The organism is Gemella haemolysans, assembly GCF_012273215.1.
Lineage (GTDB): Bacteria > Bacillota > Bacilli > Staphylococcales > Gemellaceae > Gemella > Gemella haemolysans_A.
The window spans coordinates 1,344,305-1,362,771 of sequence record NZ_CP050965.1 but is presented as its reverse complement, the minus strand read 5'-3'; the positions used below and the strand labels follow the sequence as shown (position 1 = coordinate 1,362,771).

General features: G+C 29.8%; 19 protein-coding genes. 18 read left to right on the top strand and 1 reads right to left on the bottom strand.

The window, feature by feature from the left end; genetic code table 11:
• Nucleotides 1–237 precede the first annotated feature (237 nt).
• Nucleotides 238–1,254 (top strand): type I glyceraldehyde-3-phosphate dehydrogenase, encoded by a 1,017-nt coding sequence (gene gap / locus FOC48_RS06495; RefSeq protein WP_003147214.1) that lies wholly within the window; start codon nt 238–240, stop codon nt 1,252–1,254.
• A 48-nt stretch (nt 1,255–1,302) separates the two neighbouring features.
• On the opposite strand, the gene FOC48_RS06490 is transcribed toward gap, so the two are convergent.
• Complete coding sequence (locus FOC48_RS06490; protein ID WP_003147213.1) at nt 1,303–3,063, bottom strand: glycerophosphoryl diester phosphodiesterase membrane domain-containing protein; 1,761 nt, start codon at nt 3,061–3,063, stop codon at nt 1,303–1,305.
• A gap of 215 nt (nt 3,064–3,278) precedes the next feature.
• Here FOC48_RS06490 and FOC48_RS06485 point away from each other — a divergent pair, with 215 nt between their 5' ends.
• From FOC48_RS06485 to FOC48_RS06405, 17 genes are all read left to right on the top strand, one after another.
• Nucleotides 3,279–4,781 (top strand): sucrose-specific PTS transporter subunit IIBC, encoded by a 1,503-nt coding sequence (locus tag FOC48_RS06485; protein WP_003147211.1) that lies wholly within the window; start codon nt 3,279–3,281, stop codon nt 4,779–4,781.
• Nucleotides 4,771–6,081: a glycoside hydrolase family 32 protein gene (locus FOC48_RS06480; protein WP_003147209.1), complete on the top strand. Its 1,311-nt coding sequence runs from the start codon at nt 4,771–4,773 to the stop codon at nt 6,079–6,081. The genes FOC48_RS06485 and FOC48_RS06480 overlap by 11 nt, the downstream gene beginning before the upstream one ends.
• Before the next feature lies 1 nt (nt 6,082).
• Nucleotides 6,083–7,021 (top strand): carbohydrate kinase family protein, encoded by a 939-nt coding sequence (locus FOC48_RS06475; protein ID WP_003147207.1) that lies wholly within the window; start codon nt 6,083–6,085, stop codon nt 7,019–7,021.
• Between the two features lie 303 nt (nt 7,022–7,324).
• Nucleotides 7,325–8,137, top strand: a complete 813-nt coding sequence (locus FOC48_RS06470) for an MIP/aquaporin family protein (protein ID WP_003147206.1) — start codon at nt 7,325–7,327, stop codon at nt 8,135–8,137.
• Between the two features lie 28 nt (nt 8,138–8,165).
• The gene (locus FOC48_RS06465; protein WP_003147205.1) at nt 8,166–9,251 is read left to right on the top strand and encodes a GTP-binding protein; all 1,086 of its coding nucleotides are present in this window, start codon (nt 8,166–8,168) and stop codon (nt 9,249–9,251) included.
• Nucleotides 9,252–9,353: 102 nt separating this feature from the next.
• Nucleotides 9,354–9,935, top strand: coding sequence for a methyltransferase domain-containing protein (locus tag FOC48_RS06460; RefSeq protein ID WP_003147204.1), 582 nt, complete (start codon nt 9,354–9,356; stop codon nt 9,933–9,935).
• A 27-nt stretch (nt 9,936–9,962) separates the two neighbouring features.
• A complete protein-coding gene (locus FOC48_RS06455) occupies nt 9,963–10,106 on the top strand; it encodes a hypothetical protein (RefSeq protein WP_035467073.1) in 144 nt (47 codons plus the stop codon).
• A gap of 352 nt (nt 10,107–10,458) precedes the next feature.
• Nucleotides 10,459–11,136, top strand: a complete 678-nt coding sequence (locus FOC48_RS06450) for a response regulator transcription factor (RefSeq protein WP_003147203.1) — start codon at nt 10,459–10,461, stop codon at nt 11,134–11,136.
• Entirely contained in the window at nt 11,129–12,358 is a 1,230-nt protein-coding gene (locus FOC48_RS06445; RefSeq protein WP_003147202.1) for a sensor histidine kinase, read from the top strand. Before FOC48_RS06450 ends, FOC48_RS06445 begins: the two co-directional genes overlap by 8 nt.
• A gap of 205 nt (nt 12,359–12,563) precedes the next feature.
• Nucleotides 12,564–12,830 carry a hypothetical protein gene (locus FOC48_RS06440; protein WP_003147201.1) on the top strand — a complete coding sequence of 89 codons (267 nt, stop codon included), beginning with the start codon at nt 12,564–12,566 and terminating at the stop codon, nt 12,828–12,830.
• Between the two features lie 157 nt (nt 12,831–12,987).
• Nucleotides 12,988–13,458 (top strand): DUF4064 domain-containing protein, encoded by a 471-nt coding sequence (locus FOC48_RS06435; protein WP_003147200.1) that lies wholly within the window; start codon nt 12,988–12,990, stop codon nt 13,456–13,458.
• 130 nt (nt 13,459–13,588) lie between these two features.
• Nucleotides 13,589–13,777, top strand: a complete 189-nt coding sequence (locus tag FOC48_RS06430; RefSeq protein WP_172497901.1) for a hypothetical protein — start codon at nt 13,589–13,591, stop codon at nt 13,775–13,777.
• A 213-nt stretch (nt 13,778–13,990) separates the two neighbouring features.
• Complete coding sequence (locus FOC48_RS06425; RefSeq protein WP_003147198.1) at nt 13,991–14,377, top strand: hypothetical protein; 387 nt, start codon at nt 13,991–13,993, stop codon at nt 14,375–14,377.
• A gap of 17 nt (nt 14,378–14,394) precedes the next feature.
• A complete protein-coding gene (locus tag FOC48_RS06420; RefSeq protein WP_003147196.1) occupies nt 14,395–15,342 on the top strand; it encodes a polyprenyl synthetase family protein in 948 nt (315 codons plus the stop codon).
• Nucleotides 15,343–16,512 (top strand): tetratricopeptide repeat protein, encoded by a 1,170-nt coding sequence (locus tag FOC48_RS06415; RefSeq protein WP_003147195.1) that lies wholly within the window; start codon nt 15,343–15,345, stop codon nt 16,510–16,512. It abuts the gene before it with no gap.
• 40 nt (nt 16,513–16,552) lie between these two features.
• The gene (locus FOC48_RS06410; RefSeq protein ID WP_003147194.1) at nt 16,553–17,308 is read left to right on the top strand and encodes a GNAT family N-acetyltransferase; all 756 of its coding nucleotides are present in this window, start codon (nt 16,553–16,555) and stop codon (nt 17,306–17,308) included.
• A gap of 233 nt (nt 17,309–17,541) precedes the next feature.
• Nucleotides 17,542–18,435: a serine hydrolase gene (locus FOC48_RS06405; protein WP_254263172.1), complete on the top strand. Its 894-nt coding sequence runs from the start codon at nt 17,542–17,544 to the stop codon at nt 18,433–18,435.
• Nucleotides 18,436–18,467: the final 32 nt, after the last annotated feature.

Sequence of the window (18,467 nt, the reverse complement as noted above, 5' to 3'; positions counted from 1 at the left end):
ATTTGAAGAATAATGATTTGTATTTTCTCGATTGAAATATAGAATTTTATATGCTATACTGAAATTAGGTGTTTTGAAACGCTTACTATAAGATTTCTTATAGATAATCACAATTAAATAATGAATTAAAAAGTTTAGTTTGTCATATAATTTTACTTAAAAGAAATTCAGGTTGTAAAAGGGATGAGCATATGAGTTATCTTATAGGAGTAAAATAATTAACAGGGGGAAAAACACATGACAATAAAAGTTGCTATTAATGGTTTTGGTCGTATTGGGAGATTGGTCTTAAGACAGATTCAAGCTCAGCACGCAGATGATATTGAGGTTGTAGCTGTCAATAGATCAAGAATGAGACCGATAAATCAAATAGTTTATCTGTTAAAATATGATACAACGCAAGGACCTTTTCCAGGGACTGTAGAAGAAGGAGAGGGAGCGTTTATCGTAAATGGTAAAGAAATTAAGGTTTTTGGAGAACCAGATCCAGAAAATTTACCATGGAATGAGTTAGGTGTAGATATTGTTCTAGAATGTAGCGGACGTTTTAACAGTAAGGATAAAGCTGAAGCACACATAAGAGCGGGAGCTAGAAAAGTACTACTTTCTGCACCAGGAGGCTCAGATGTCAAAACTATTGTATATAATGTTAATCATGAAATACTAACTGGAGAAGAGACTGTAATCTCGGGTGCATCATGCACTACAAACTGTCTTGCTCCAATGGCAAAAGTATTACATGATAACTTCGGTATTGTACATGGTTTAATGACAACTATCCACGGATATACAGGAGATCAGCATACTTTAGATGGATCTCATAACAAGGGGGATTTTAGACGTGGACGAGCAGCCGCAGAAAATATAGTACCGAATACTACAGGTGCTGCTAAGGCTATAGGATTAGTTATTCCAGAGTTAAATGGACGTTTAGATGGAGCAGCTCAAAGGGTACCCGTTCCAACTGGTTCGTTAACAGAATTATTTGTAACTATTGAAAAAAATGCTACTGTGGAAGAAATTAATGAAGTAATGAAAAAAGCAGCTAATGAATCATATGGATATACGGAAGATCCTATAGTATCTTCAGATATAATAGGAATGAGTTATGGTTCATTATTTGATGCTACACAAACAAAAGTTATTGGACAGGGCAAAAATCAAATGGTTAAGGTTGTTTCTTGGTATGATAATGAAATGTCATACACTGCACAACTAATTAGAACATTGAGATATTTTGTAAAATTAGTATAAAATAAAAAAAATCATCGACTGAAATAATCAGATTTCAGTCGATATTTTTTATATATTAATAAGTCTTAGTATTTTATCGTAATATGAGTAGTTATTTTCTAAGATATTTTTTTCTTCTTTTACAAGTTCAGGTTCATCGGTAATAATACCATCTGCAGGGCTTTGTAAGTATCTAGTAATTAAAGCTGGATCATTTATTGTCCAGACAAAAACTTTTTTGTTTTGTTTTTTAGCTTGTTCTACTAGACGATCTCTGTATGAAAAGTCTTCTATTACGAAAAAGTCGACGCTAGTTTGGTGAAAGTTTCCAAATTGAAGAGGGATTACATAACCAGTTTCTAAATTTGGTGCCTTTGTTTCAAGTTCTTCCATAACTTTAGAATTAAGTGACATGAATTTATAATTTTCAAGTTTTAATCTTTTTATCTCTTTAATAAGGATGTCGACGTAGTTACTTGGTTCACCACCATGAGGTTTTAGTTCTATTACTAGATTCATATTTAAATCCTTAGCTTTATTTACAAATTCTTCTAAAGAAGGTATTTTACTAGTATGATCTCCTTGTTTTATTTGTAGACCAACAACTTCATCGTAGTTCATATCTTGAACTCGTTTATTAATACCTGCAAGTCTTTTAAGGTTATAGTCATGCATGACAATGAATTTATTGTCTTTAGTTAGCAATATATCTAATTCTACGTAATTAGCTCCGACTTCAGCCGCACCTTCAAGAGCTTCGATAGAATTTTCTACACCTTTATAGACATAACCTCTATGAGCGATTGTTTCACTATTTTTGTTGACTCCATTTCCATAAATATTAAAACCATTAATAATAGAAGCAAGAATAATTATTATAGTAGTAAAGGTTGCTACTAATCTCGATTTATTCTTATTTTCGTTAAGGTTATTTACTAGTTCTTCTGATATTTCATTTTGATCTATTAGTACAGTTACTAATGAAGTTATGACCGTTACTTTTGAAATTACTCCAAGAAAGAATATAATTGCACTTATTGCCGAGAAAAATAAGGTTTGAACTATAGGATTATTACCATCTTTGTCAATATAAATACATAAGAAGGTGATAACACCGATTAAAATTACTGCAATAATGATGTATATTATTTCAAATAAGATAATAGTGAATACAAGTTTTCTTTTACCGGTTTTTGTAAGTTCCCAACTTCTTTTAATACTATCGAGTATATTCTCATCACCAACAGCAGTTAGGGGTAATGTAAAAATCAACCTAAGATTGAGATAGGCGAAAACAATCATTATTATTCCCCAAATGATAAAACCACTATTTGTTTTCATTATTTCACTGCTAATAAACTTTGGAATGAAGAGATTTTTAGCAAGAACGGATCTTACACCTATATTTACTGTAGGAATAGTAATTATGAAATAAATTATAAAAAATAGAGTTTGAAAACCTGCCAAATTTTTTGTTTTATTCCATGCATTCTTTAAGATTTTTCGATATGAATATTTCTTATCTGTTAGTTGTCCGTATATTGTAAATGTAAGTATAGAAAATTCTATAAACATAAAAAATGCTACGATAAGTATTAAAAAATTGAGAATTATAAAACTATAGGGATTAGTTAATATGTGAAGAATATTATTATTATCAAGATGTTCTTCACCTGCTAGAGTAAGTGCTAGTTGAAAAACTCTAGCGATTAACCATAAACCACATACAAGAATTAGTTGAATTATGGCAGCTATTGAAATGTATGTGAATTTATATCGATTAATGTTTGTAGAAACACTAGTAAATAGATTTTTAATTGAAAAATCCATATAAGCCTCCTATTTTATAGTTATTAGATTATAACAAAAATAATACTTTGAAGCAAGGAAGCTACTATTTATAAAAAATTATGGTAACGTTACTTTTTTCTCTTGACAATTTGATAGTAAGAGGTGTACAATAAAAAAGTAACGTTACCATTTATATTTTGGTGAATGTTAAAAGTTGTTATATAAAATTAAAAAATAAAAAAGGAGAAAGAACTATGGACTTAAAAAAAGTTGTTAAAGAAGTTGTTGAACATAGTGGTGGTCAAGAAAACTTACGCTCTGTTGTTCACTGTGCAACTCGTCTTCGTTTAGAATTAAACGATGAAAAAAAATATAATAAAGAAAAATTAGAAGATATCGAAGGTGTTAAAGGTGTATTCTTTAACAATGGTCAACTTCAATTAATCTTTGGAAGTGGTCTTGTTCAACAAGTTTACGCAGCATATAATGAAGTATTCAAAGGTGCTGCATCAAATAGTGAAGAAGATTCAATTGAAACTGTTAAAAAACCAAAAGGAAATCCACTTCAACGTTTCGTAAAAATGTTAAGTGATATTTTCGTTCCAATTATTCCAGCGATTGTTGCTGGTGGTCTTTTAATGGGTATCAATAACGTATTAACAGCTAAAGATTTATTCTACACTGGTAAATCAGTTATTGAAGCTAACCCAGGTATCGCAGGTCTAGCAGACATGGTTAACGTATTTGCTAATGCGCCGTTCGTATTCTTACCTGTATTAATTGGTTTCTCAGCTACTAAACGTTTTGGTGGTAACCCATATCTTGGGGCAGCACTTGCGATGTTAATGGTTCACCCAGATGTAATGAACTTCTATACATTTGGTAAATTAGATCCATCTACAAACCAACTTCTTGCACCAGCTTTAGATATCGTTAACCAAAGTGGTCAAGCTGTAGAAGGTCTTCAAAGAGTTACAACTCTTGGGTACTGGGATGTATTCGGATTTAAGATCGCTAAAGTAGGATATCAAGGAACTGTATTACCGATTCTTGCGGCTGCTTGGTTATTAGCTACAATCGAAAAATTCTTACGTCGTGTAACTCCATCATGGTTAGATAACTTAACTACACCATTAATTTCATTATTCGTAACAGGATTCGTAACATTCGCATGGATGGGACCAGTACTTCGTGAAGCTGGTACTTTACTTGGTCAAGGATTACAGTGGTTATACATGCAAGGCGGATTCGTAGGAGCAGCAATCTTCGGTTTATTCTACGCACCAATCGTAATTACTGGATTACACCAAAGTTTCTCAGCTATCGAAACTCAACTACTAGCTGCAACAGGATTAACATTTATTTTCCCAATCGCATCTATGTCTAACGTAGCTCAAGGTGCAGCGGTTCTTGCAGTATTAGTATTCTCTAAAAACACAAAAATGAAATCAATCTCATCAGCATCTGGTATTTCTGCTTTACTAGGTATTACAGAGCCAGCTATGTTCGGGGTTAACTTAAGACTTAGATATCCATTCTACGGAGCTATTGCAGGAAGTGCAGTAGGAAGTGCATGGATTGGATTAAACAAAGTATTTGCATCAGCATTAGGTGCAGCTGGTCTTCCAGGATTCTTATCAATTCCTGCAAACCATTGGTCAACATTTGGTATTGGTTTAGCATTATCATTCATCGTTTCATTCTCAGTAACAGCATACTTCTTCAAAACTAAGAAGGAACTTGTAAATGCTAGCTAATAACTGGAAACAAAATCTTCATTTAGAACCTACTAAAGGTTGGCTAAACGATCCGAATGGATTAGCTTACTTTAAAGGTAAATATCATATTTTTCACCAATATTCTTATGAAGTAGAAGGTGGATTAAAACTATGGTATTACTATACTAGTAGTGACCTAAAAAATTATGAAGATCGTGGCGTATTCCTTACACCAACTATAGAAGAAGAAAAAAGTGGTGTTTATTCAGGGAGTGCCAATATAGAAGATGGGAAATTAGTCTTCTACTACACAGGAAATGTGAAATATAAAGGTGATTATGACTACGTTCATGAAGGACGTGGTCATAATACCATATCTTTTGAAACGGAAGATGGAATTAATTTTACTGAGAAAAAATGTCTGTTAACTACAGATGATTATCCTAATATGTCAAATCATGTTAGGGATCCAAAAATATTTGAAAAAAATGGAAAAAAATATTTAGTTCTTGGAGCTAGAGATAGCAATGATTATGGATGTTTATTAGTATTCGATAAGGATACTCTTAAACCGTATAAAACTATTTACTCAGAAAAAAATCTAGGATTCATGTGGGAATGTCCAGATTATTTCGAAGTAGATGGAAAAGAAATTTTTATGTTCTCACCTCAAGGTATTACAAGAATGTATCCAAATTATGGGAATATGTACCAAATTGGATATTCTGTAGTTGAAGAGGGAATTGAGAATGTTGATAAATTAGATAACTTCACATTACTAGATTATGGACATGATTTTTATGCATCGCAAACATTTCTAGATGAAGATGATAATCGTGTGCTTATCGGTTGGATGTATGTACCAGATAGTAGCTATACTAATCCAACTACGAAGTTTGGTTATCAAAACTGTCTAACTGTTCCACGTGTAGTAAATTACAAAGGTGGTAAAGTTAGACAAACGTTACACAAATCGGTGAAAGATTTATTAGGTAACGATATTAAAACTAATGACTTTAACAAAAATACATGGTATTATAAACAAGAACATGGTGATAAGTTTGAAATTAGCGTAGATGATTTTAAAGTAAGCTATGACAATAAAGAATTGAAAGTATCTTTTGGAACTAGTGGTTATGGAAGAGATGATAGAAAATATAAACTGGATTTAGAAAATGTGGAAATAGTATTTGATAGTTCATCTATTGAATTATTCGCAAATGAGGGATCTTTTGCACTTTCAACAAGATTTTATCCAGAAAATCATAATGTTAATATCTTAGCCACTGATTATTTAGCAAAAGAACTTGGAGCAATTGAAATTAGAGAGGAGAACTAAAATGGCAGTTTTATGTATAGGAGAAATGCTAATTGACTTTATTGGAGAAGGTGTAGGTACAATCGATAAAGTAAAATCGTTTAAAAAAGAGGCTGGTGGATGTGTAGCTAATGTGGCTTGCGTGGCACAAAAACTAGGACATAAGAGTTATTTATTAACATCATTGGGACAAGATGGTTTTGGTGATTTTCTAGAAAATACTTTAAAAAATGAGAGTGTAGATTGTAAATATGTAAGTCGTAAAGCTGATAGTTTTACACCATTAGCATTTGTTTCTTTAGATGAAACTGGAGACCGTTCATTTAGTTTTTACTTTAAAGGTTCATCAACATTAAGAATTAGTAAAGAAGATGTTGAAAAAGTTGATTTATCTGAAATTGAAGCAATTCATTTCGCAAGTATCGCTATTCAAGAAGAATCAAAAGATAGTCATCACTTGTTACTAAAAAAGGCTAAAGAAGCTGGAGTGTTAATTTCTTTTGATGTTAATTTACGATTCAATCTTTGGGATGATCACAAATTATATCTTGAAACTATTAAAGAATTCTTACCTTATGTTGATGTAATAAAAGTTGCTGATAACGAATTAGAATTCCTAACTAGAACTACTAATATCGAAGAAGCATTGAAAAAAGACTTCAGTCACATGAAAGTTGTTCTTTATACTAAAGGAGAGCATGGTGCGGAAGTTTATTATGAAAATCATAAAGTAGTGACTGAAATACCTAATATAAAAGCAGTTGATACTACTGGGGCAGGCGATGCGTTCGCAGGTTCATTCTTATCAAAATTATTAAATCATGAAGATCTAAATAATATTTCTGAAGAAGATTTAGCACAAATGGCTAAATTTGCGACAAACTACGCTAGTTTAACAACTACAAAAACAGGTGCAATTTCAAGTTACTTAACAGAAGAAGAATACAATAATTTAATATAATTTTTAAAAAATAAGTCCTAATTAGGGCTTATTTTTTTATCATAAGAAGCAAGACAGAATTTCTAAAAATATTTAGAATAATATTTTCTAAACAAAATAAATAAATAAAGGGGGTTATTTACAGATTTAATAATAATAATAAACTAATATTATTTTATTTATTTTATGTTTTAGAATATATAAAATATAAAATAAAAGTTAGAATTTATGATGTATATACATCGTAAATTAAAAAATAATTATTCAAATATAGTTTTAATATTGTTATAATATGTTTATAGAAATAAATTAAGGGGGATATTCATGGAGAAATATTCATTAAAAAATGACTTCTTGGGGGAAGTTATTGGTTCATTTATATTAGTTCTTTTTGGAACGGGTTCTGTAGCAGCAGCAGTATTATATGATGCACATCAAAGTTTGTTCCAAATTGGTATGTTATGGGCATTTGCGGTAACTTTTGGTATATATATGACTAGAAATTTAAGTAATGCTCATTTTAATCCAGCAGTATCAGTAGCAATGGTTCTTACAGGTAGAATGAGTGCTAAAAGATTACCGACGTATATTGCTGGACAATTCATCGGAGCATTACTAGGATCATTAGTAATGTATGGAATTTATAGCTCATCTATAGCTCAGTTTGAAGCTAAAAAGAATATAGTACGTGGAACATTTGAATCAGTTGCTACTGCGAAAATGTTCGGAGAGTATTATAATCAACCGGGTGGTTATAACATTTCTATGCCAGTGGCATTTGCTGCAGAAGCACTTGGAACGTTTTTATTAGTTTTAATTATATTCTTATTTACTGAAGGTGCTAATGTAGGTAGACCAAGTGATAACATGGCTCCTGTACAAATAGGTTTAACAGTTGGGTCATTACTATGTTTATTAGCGACAATTACTCAAGCTGGTATGAACCCTACTCGTGACTTTGCACCACGTTTAGTAGCTTGGGCATTTGGTTGGGGATCAGCAGCATTTCCAGATGCCAGCGGTGGTTTCTTCTGGGTTTATATACTAGGACCAATAGTTGGTGGAGTATTAGCTGGATACCTATTTACTAAAGTATTAGAACCAGCGTTAAAAAGACAAAATGAATTAAACAAATAATATAATAAGGTTAGAGGAGAAAAGAATTATGACAAACAAAACAGATTTAATTTTAGTAGGTGGATTTTTAGGAGCGGGGAAAACTAGTCTTCTATGGGAAGTTGCGAAACGTTTAAACGAAAAAGGACGTAAAGTAGGATTAATTACAAACGACCAAGCGAGTGAATTAGTTGATACTTCATTTTTAGAAACTAATAATGACATCGTTGAAGAAGTAAGTGGAAGTTGTTTCTGCTGTAACTTTGGTGGCTTTGCTAATGCAATTGCTCACCTACAAGAAGCAAATAACAGTGATATTATTTTAGCTGAACCAGTAGGAAGCTGTACTGACTTATCAGCAACTATTATGCAACCATTAAAAGAAAAATACAATGAACAAGTTAACTTGAAACAACTTACAGCATTAGCGGATCCAACTCGCTTAAAAGCTGTACTAAAAGATCATTCAAATCCTGGAGATTATATTATTTATAAACAATTCGAAGAAGCGGATGTTATCTTAATTAACAAAGTTGAATTATTATCAGAAGAAGAATTAGCTGATTTAGTAGAAAAAACTAAAAAAGAATTTAATAATGAAAATGTTCTAACTGCAAGTGTAAAAACTGGAGAAGGTTTAGACGCGTGGTTCGATTACATTATTAATAGTGAAAAAGAAGTAGGAAGAAGAATTGTAGAAGTAGATTACGATACTTATGCTTATGGAGAAGCATTATTCGGATGGTTGAATGGAACTTATGCTATCGAAAAAGAAGAATCATTTGAAACATTAGCTACTGCATTTTTAGCTAACTTAGGAGAAAAATTCGACTCATTAAATCTAAACGTAGGTCATGTAAAATTCCTTCTACAAGGTAAAGAAGAAGGCTTAGTAGGAAATATTGTAGGTAAGAAAGAAACTGCAACACTACGTAAATTAGATAATGCTAGTGAGAAAGTATTCCTTACAGTTAATGCGCGTGTAGAAGTTCACCCAGACAAATTAGTTGAAATTGTAAAAGAAGAGGTTGAACGAGTGTTTAACGTAGTGGGATACAAAGAAGAAACTTTAAATGCATTAATTCCTGGACGTCCAAATCCAACATTCCGATATAGAGAAATCGTTAAACTATAATTATAGAAAAAAATAAACTTCTATGATAAAATAAAGAATAAGTGAGAGTTGCTTGAATCAGTTGATTCAAGCAACTATTTAATATGAAGGGATGGTGATAAAATGAATAGTAATATCAAAATAAGATTATCAGTTGATAACTTTTATGATAATATTTCTAAAAATAAACAAAAGACAAAAATTGATCCAAAACAACTTAGTAAATCACTAGGATATGATGAAAAAATTATTAATGAATTTCCCGATGAGATAAATATGGGGCTTTCTTGTGGAAATCCAATTAACCACTTGAAAATTAAGGAAGGACAATCTTTAATTGATTTAGGGTGTGGAGCTGGAATGGATATTTTCATTACAAAGATGAAAAATCCAAAAGTAGGAACACTATATGGTTTAGATAGATTAGATTCAATGTTAGAAAAAGCTAAGAAAGTTAGGGATAACAAGAAATTTGATAATATTGAATTTATTAAAGGAGAACTAATAAATATTCCTTTAGAAGATAAATCAGTTGATAGAGTTATTAGTAACTGTGTTATCAACCTTGAGCCTGACAAGCAAAAAGTATATGATGAAATATATCGCATTTTAAAAGAAGATGGTATGTTTGTAATATCTGATATTATCTTGAAAAAGGAGTTACCATTAGAGTGGAAAAATTCTCAACAGATGCACTGCACTTGAGTGGCGGGTGCTCTTCTGGAAGAAGAGATGGTAGATATTATTAAAAAAGCAGGATTTACGAAGTTTCAAATCATTAATTCTGATGTAACAGATGAGTATGCAGAAAAATGGGGATATGGAAAAGGTATGAAAGATTACATACAAAGTGGACTGCTTATCGGAAGAAAATAATGTTGTTGGCTAACGAAGAAAGCGTTAGCCAATTTTTTTGACATATCTAGGCAAAATGGAGTAAAATGTATACAATAAAGTTATTATAACAAATATTTTTTATAAATAGTAAGAAAAATATTAAATAATAGCTATATTTTGGTATAATATATTATATAGATAGAAATGAATTTTAGTGAAAGTAGTTATTATAAGTAGAATTAATAATAGTTATAAATTCATATATTTTAAGGAAATTTACATAATAATTCAAACTAAAATTTTTGTTTAAACTTTATTTTAATTAATCTTTGTATAATTATTATGATATAAATTGTATATGATGGAAAGATATAGTGAGGAGTGGAAGACGATGAGGTTATTATTAGCCGAAGATGAAAGAGACTTAGCAGACGCTCTTGAAGCAATGCTAAAACACAACAATTACTCAGTTGATGTAGTAAATAACGGACAAGATGCATTAGATTATCTAATGTTAGATGACTATGATGGTGCAATTCTTGATGTTATGATGCCGCAGATGGATGGAGTAACTGTGGTGAAAAAACTAAGAGAGAATAAAAAAAGTACACCAGTATTATTACTTACAGCTAAATCAGAGATTGAAGATAAGGTGTATGGATTAGATAGTGGTGCAGATGATTATCTAACAAAACCATTTGTAACTAAGGAATTATTAGCGAGAGTTCGTTCTATGACTAGAAGACAGGCGACATTCACTAGTAATGTATTAGAATTAGGTAATGTAAGTTTAAGTAAGTATACGTTTGAATTAGCTACAGAAAAAGACAAAGTGAGACTATCAAATAAAGAATATCAAATGATGGAAATGTTGATGAGAAATCCTGGAAATGTGATTCAAACTGAACAATTTTTAGAAAGAATTTGGGGATATGATAGTGAGTCTGAAATTAACGTAGTTTGGGTTAATATTTCATATCTAAGAAAAAAATTAAAAGCTTTAGACGCAAATATCCATATTAAAGCTACTAGAAATGTTGGTTATACTTTGGAGATGATTGATGTTTAAGAGTCTTAGAAGAAAATTTATTACAACGGCTGTAGGGAGTGTAGCTGTGGTAATAGCTATTTTGGCTATTGCGTTAAACTTTATAAATTATTATAAATTAGAGGAGAGAATCGACACAACACTATTAGATGCTTCTAGATCTCAGGCATTGATTAAAATTTTCGCAGAAGATGGAGATGATTTAATAATTACAAAAAATTCATCTAGTACGACAGATTATAATGGTTTTTCTATTGCGAAGGTTGATGATTCTGGGAGAATAATTAAAACATATCGTGATGATACTTTAATACCTGATCAAGATGCTTTGCAAGGTAAAGTTATTGAAGCATTAAAGGAAGGAAAAACTAGCGGATTCATTGGTAGCTATAGATTCTTAAAAGCTGAAACAAATGTAGGAAACTTAATACTATTTTTAAATTGCCAACGCGAATTAGATTCGCAACATTCATTTGAAAAAAATAGTTTATTAATTTCTATTGGAGTTATAGCATCAGTATTTGTATTAATCGTGTTAGTATCTAAAAGAGTAATAGCACCAATTCAAGAAACTTACATAAAACAAAAACAATTTATAACAGGTGCGAGTCACGAACTGAAAACACCGTTAGCTATAATTAGTTCTAACGCTGATGTATTAGAGATGATGAATGGTGATTCAAAATGGACGCAAAATATACATAATCAAGTAGATCGTCTTACTAGTTTAGTTAATAGTTTAGTAGTATTTAGTAGAATGGAAGAAAAGGATACTGTAGAAAGATCAAGATTTGATTTGACAAGTGCATTGGAATCGAGAATAGAAGATTTTGATGAATTAGCAAACTTCCAGAAAAAAAATATCGTTACAGATGTAGATTCTAATCTGTACTATTTTGGAGAAGAAGCTTCAATAGTACAATTGATGGATATACTATTAGAAAATGCTATTAAATATGCACCAGAAGACAGCAGTATATCAGTTAGTCTTAAGAAAAATAGAAAATATGCTATTTTGAAAGTTTCTAATAAAGCTGAGGTTAAGAAAGGTGATTTAAGTAAAGTATTTGAGCGTTTTTATCGCTTAGATGAGTCAAGAAACAGCGCAATAAAAGGATACGGTATAGGATTATCTATGGCACAACTTATTGCAGAAAAACACAAAGAAACAATTCGAGCATATGCACCAGAAGATGGAATCTTCAAAATAGAAATGCGTTTTACACTTGATGAAAGATTATAATAAAAGTTAATCTTCCAAGCCAATGAGGTTTGGGAGATTATTTTTTGTTTTAAATTAATATGTTCATCAATAATAAATATTATAGAAAAATTTGTAATTATAAAATAATAATGCTATAACCTATATAATAAATAGAAAGATATTAAAGATTCATAATATTGAAAGAGAATCAGTTTTTATAGAGGAAAATAAAGGGGAAGAAATGATGTTTGATGTATTTTTTGACTACTTAATTGGGATTGTCGGTGATGCGAAAAAATCACTAAAAAAGTTAGATAGAATTCACAGAATTATAGCGATTATATTTTACTGTGTCGAGGTAATAACTCTTTTAGGTGTCGCTATATTAACGATTGATGATTATCAAATTACAAAAAGTCTATTATATTTATTTAGTTTGTTCATTTTTGTATCGTCATGCCATATAATATTTAATAAAAAGTATCTTAATAAAAGTGAAGTAAAAGATTAAAAGGGATAAATGCAATCCTTAATTAGTTAATTTTTAAGAACATCATTTCAGGTGTAAAATTTGCTAATTCAGGTAATTTGTTATATATTATGAGAACGTTTTATGTTATAATTAGAAAAAGGAAAATCCTTTAATTTTATAGAAGGAGGGTTTTATTATGAAACCATTCAAAAGAACAGTGGAGAAAGTGTTAGCATGGATTGCTAATGTCATTTTAATAGTTTTAACAGGAATTTTAGCGTATAGCTCATTCTTTAAAATTTCAGTTTTAAAAGATAATCCTGAGTTTTTAAATTTATTTAAGTCAGAACTAGAAAAAAATCCTAATGGGGCTAACTTAAATGGGGTTAACTTATCAGCTGAACAAATACTTGATTATACAATTCAAGGTTTAAAAATGTATTCAGTTCTGTTAGCAGTATTAGTTGTAGTAGCGTTATTAGCGACCTTCTTAATGAAAAAACGTATTTTATCTGGAATACTTTTCTTATTATTAGCAATAGTAGTAGCTGTTGGGACAGTAGGGGTATTAATTCCGGTATATCTATTCTACTTTATCGTAGCGATTATGCTATTTGTTAGAAAAGAAAGACCTGAGGAATATCAAGAAACGGTTAGTTACCTATAGATATTTATCTAATTATTAAAATATATGAGTAAAGAAAAGGTGACTTCATGGTTAGTAATATTTTATTGTTTTGTCAAATATTAATAGGTTTATATAGTATATATATATTAATTTTAAAAATTCAAAGTATATGAAGAAATCTAATTGGATAAATAGTATGATCTGTTATGTCTTTTTAGGTATGATTATTGAAAAAATGGATAATATCTATACTAAGATAATTCTTGTTTTCGTGATGTTTTTAATTTTAATTAATGAATTAAATACAATAAGAATATTAGAAAATAGTGATGAAGAGTCAATTGTAGAAAGAGTGTAACTAAATAAATAGTATTTAAGTTTGAAAAATTTAATAGAGAGTAACTTTAAGATAATGATTTTCGAAGAATCATGATTTTAAAGTTACTCTTTTTCTATGATTTTAGTAGATAACCAATATGTTAAATTTTTCATCTGGAATTTAGACTATCAAATTTCAATAAATTGGGATATTGTGGTATAATTTATAAAGACAAATAATGAAGGATTTATTATGATAAAATATAATTATAATGAGAGATTAATAGAAAAATTAAATATTATTCCTTTTATAGAAAAATATAATTTTAATAATGAAAAATACAATACTGCTATTTTTTGTGCGTTAAGTTCAATATATAATCATAGATCTAATTATGATAATATCGAATCAAAATCGATATTACTTGGAGATTATTATAGTTTTGAGTATTATAGTATATTGAAAGATGAGTTGGATAAATTAAGTATTTTAACCGATACTATGAAAGTAGGATATTTTCAATTTGTTACTAAAAGGATGAGTGAGGAAGAATTTTATTTAAGTATAATAAAGACATGGTTTAGTTTTTATGATATTGAATTCCAGGAAACTGATAGTAAAACCGTGGTCTTTGTATAAAAATGATGGAGAATAGAATGTTAAAACAGTATGATATGTTGGTACATGATGTTTTAGAAGATATCTTAGATATTACAAAATGTGATGATGATAGATTAAATGAGATTATAAAAAGATATTTTTTAAATGGTGGAAAGAGGGTAAGAGTCCTTCTTTTACTTATGTGTGCTAAATTAGGAAATTTTGAATTGAATAGAAAAGATATAATTCGAATGGCTAGTATAGTTGAAATAATTCATACTGCAAGTCTTATTCATGATGATATTATTGATAATGCTGATACGAGACGCGGTAGTATTACAATGAATAAAGAGTATACTAATGAATTTGCTCTACATGTAGGGGATTACTTATTTGCGATAGTTTTAAATGAGGTTGCGAAGTTTAGTGATGAGAGAATTCATAATTATTTAGCTGAGACTCTTAAGGAACTTTGCATCGGTGAGCTTATTCAAGCCGATGGTTTATACAACATTAAAACTAGACGAATAGATTACCTAAAGAAAATTAAGAGAAAAACAGCGATTCTAATCGCATTTGCTTGCGTTGCTGGTAGTATTGTTTCTAAAGCTTCTGATGAAAACATTAAAAGTGCATTTTCGTATGGTTATTACTTAGGAATGAGCTATCAAATTATTGATGATTACTTAGATTTCGCTGGTGGAGCTGAGAATCTTGGTAAAGAAGTGGGGCAGGATTTAATGAATGGGAATATCACATTACCTGCATTACTTGCTAAAGAAGAAAACTCAGAATTATTTAGTAACTTTACTGGTGAAACGAGTACTGAAGAGAAAACGGAAATTATTGATTATATAAAAAATAATGAGAAAATTTTATCAGAGACTCTTGATATAAGTAGACGTTATTTGCTAAAAGCACAAAATAGTATAGATAAAATAGAAATTTCAGTTAAAAATGAATTGACTTTTATAATGAATAAGTTAGCAAGGAGAGATAATTAAATGGATTTACAACAATTTTTAGAAGAATTAAAAGATATTGATTTTACTGCACTAGATAGAGAACAACAAGAAGAATTTCGTACAATACTTTTAGATTATGGATTATTTGATGAGTGTTTAGAGCTGTCTAAAGTTATTTATGAACAAAACAGAGAAGATGATACAGCTATCGAAGGTTATGTTCACAATTTATTATACTTAGATAGAAAAGATGATGCTTTGGTAGTATTATACAATTCACCAAAAACTCCATCAATTCTATATCAAGAAGGTTTAATATATTTAGAAGATGAATTATACGAAATTGCTGAGGATAAATTCTTGGCTGCAAGAGCTGGAACAGATTTTAATGAGGCAATTCGTGCTATCGATAAAGAGTTAGTTGGTATTTATTTAGCAACAGGTAGAGAAGATAAAGCAAAAAATCTGAGTGAAAGAATTTTCTATGAAGAGCCATCTTTAGAAAATTTCCAAACAGCATTTGATAATTTATTTGCTTTAGGATTATTTGAAGAAGCTATTGACTTTTACAATCAAAACGGTAGAGGATATGAAGATGCAAGCATATTATTCTCATTAGCATTTGCTTATAATCAAATTCAGAATTTGGAAAAATCAAAAATGCACTTATTAAAAACTATTGCTTTAGATCCTGACTTCACTGAAGCATACTTACATTTAGGGCATATGTCTAAAGGTGATGAAGCTAAGGAATATTTAGAAAAATATATTGAGTTACAAGGTATGGCGATTAGTGCATACTTACATTTAATTTCTTTATATAAAGATGATCAACAATATGACAACATTCGTACACTTATGCAAGAAGTCTTATCTTCTCAAGGAATTTCTGAGCAAACTTTATTTATTACTATAAATGCTCTTAAATCACTATTTGAATATGAAAAAATCTATGACTTATATAATGATAATTCATTGATAAAAGATGATCCAATCCTTTTAGGTGCTGCTTTAAATGCTTTATCTGAAGAAGAGGATTATATTGACTTTGTTGAGGAAGAAGTTGTTACTTATTTTGAAGTACTTCATGATGAACCAACATATGTAGAAACTTTAAGAAATGTTTATGACTTAACAGGAAGTGCAAGAGTGAGAGATATAATCAGTCATTTCGAGCAACATCATGGACCACATGGTCATCATCATTAGAATCAAGAAAAAATTAGAGATAGGATAGGAGGTGTTAGTTATGGATTATAGTTTTAAAGATATATATACTAGAGCTAAGTCGGTAGTTGAAACTGATAGTTATGTAATTTACCAAACGTTAAAGTCAAAATTATACTTTAGTGGGAATTATTTATTGATGAAAAAAGAGCCAACTTCAATAGATGAACTTGAATATTATGTTGCATCTTGTAGAAACTTTTTTAGAGATAAAGGTGTTAATTTTATTCATTTGGCTGCATTAGAAAATGTAAAACTATCTTGGAAGCTTAAAAGATATTTAAAGAAAGAAGGCTTTAGTGAAATTAACTTACTTTTATATTATTTAAATATTAAAGACTTCGTAGAACCAGAATTAAGTGAATTTCAGGTAGAATATCTTCAAAAAGTTGATTTAAATAGATATTTGAAGTTTCAGTATAAAATAGATGTAGAGGCTAGCAATGAAGAGTGGGCCGAACATAATCAAGGTTTATTATACGAAGATATTAGATCTGAAAATATAAAGCAACTTGTGGCAAAAGATGGAGAAACAATAGTAGGGTCAGCTAATATAATAGTTAAGAGTAATTTCTTTGAGATAGATAATTTATATATAGCACCTGAATACAGAAATCGTGGGCTAGCTAAGCATATTATTACTCACGCTATAAAGAGTGAACGTAAAGAGAATGTTCTTTTAGTAGCTGATGCTAATGATACGCCTAAGTATATGTATGAAAATATTGGATTTTCAAAAATTTCAGAACAGAATTTTTATTTAAAAACGAAAGTATAATTTGTAAAGAGAGTGAACGACTCATAGATCATGATTTCCTCGAAATTAGATTACTTGAGTCGTATCTTTTTTATAAACATTATTAGGGATATTGAAGTTCCATGTTTCCTGTTGAGAAAATAGTTAATATGTAGTAAACTAGTAGAAGAAACGTAGAAAATATGCGGAAAAAGGATGTGATTATTGTAGTGAAGAGAAAATTTAAGAGATTTTTAAAGTTTGTTATTGAATCGATGGCAGTTATTTTGGTTGTATATGGAGTATTTTCTGCGGGTGGACATCTTAAGGCAAAGAAGGATGCGGCTAAGCAGCAAGAATTAGCTCAACAACAAGAACAAAATAAAGAAAATCAACAAGAAGAATCAACATCTGAAAATACAAAACTTAGTGAGACAGAACTTAATGAAGCGTTTGATAGCATATTAGAGCAATATAAAGGAGACAATGAGATAGGAATTGTCTACAAGAACTTTTCTACGGGATATAAATATGGACAAGAAGAAAACAAATACTTTACAGCCGCAAGTACAATAAAAGTAGTATATGCTATGAGAATATATGACCGCATAAGAAATGGTGAAGTATCAGAAGATGCTGATATATATTATAATGAGAACCATTTAGAAGAAGGAAATGGAGAAATCACCAATAATAAGAAGAAAAATAGCTACAAATTAGATTATGTTATTCAAAATATGATACAGTACTCGGATAATACAGCTACAAATATGCTTGTAGGGAATAGTGCTACTGCAGCTGATCTATTGGTGAAATATTTGGATGGCTTAGGTGTGAATTTATCACAGGAAGAAGCTCAAAAAAATAGAATAACACCGGCAATGATGGAGGTAGTTTGGGCAAAACTTTACAATGAACGTGATAAGTATTCGAAGTTAATTAAGTACCTAGAAGATTCTGAAGCTGGGGAAGTAATAAAAGATGGAATACCGAATAAAAAAATAGCTAGTAAGTATGGGGCTATAGAGGCTAATTATCATGAAACTGCTATAGTATTTGGTGATAAAGATTATATGTTATTAATCTATACTAATAAGTTGAATAAATCAAAACAAGCAATAAAAGAAATTGCTAAGAAAATTGATGAAATTACAAACAATAATATGTAATAAAAGGATTAGATAGAAAAAAACTATCTAAT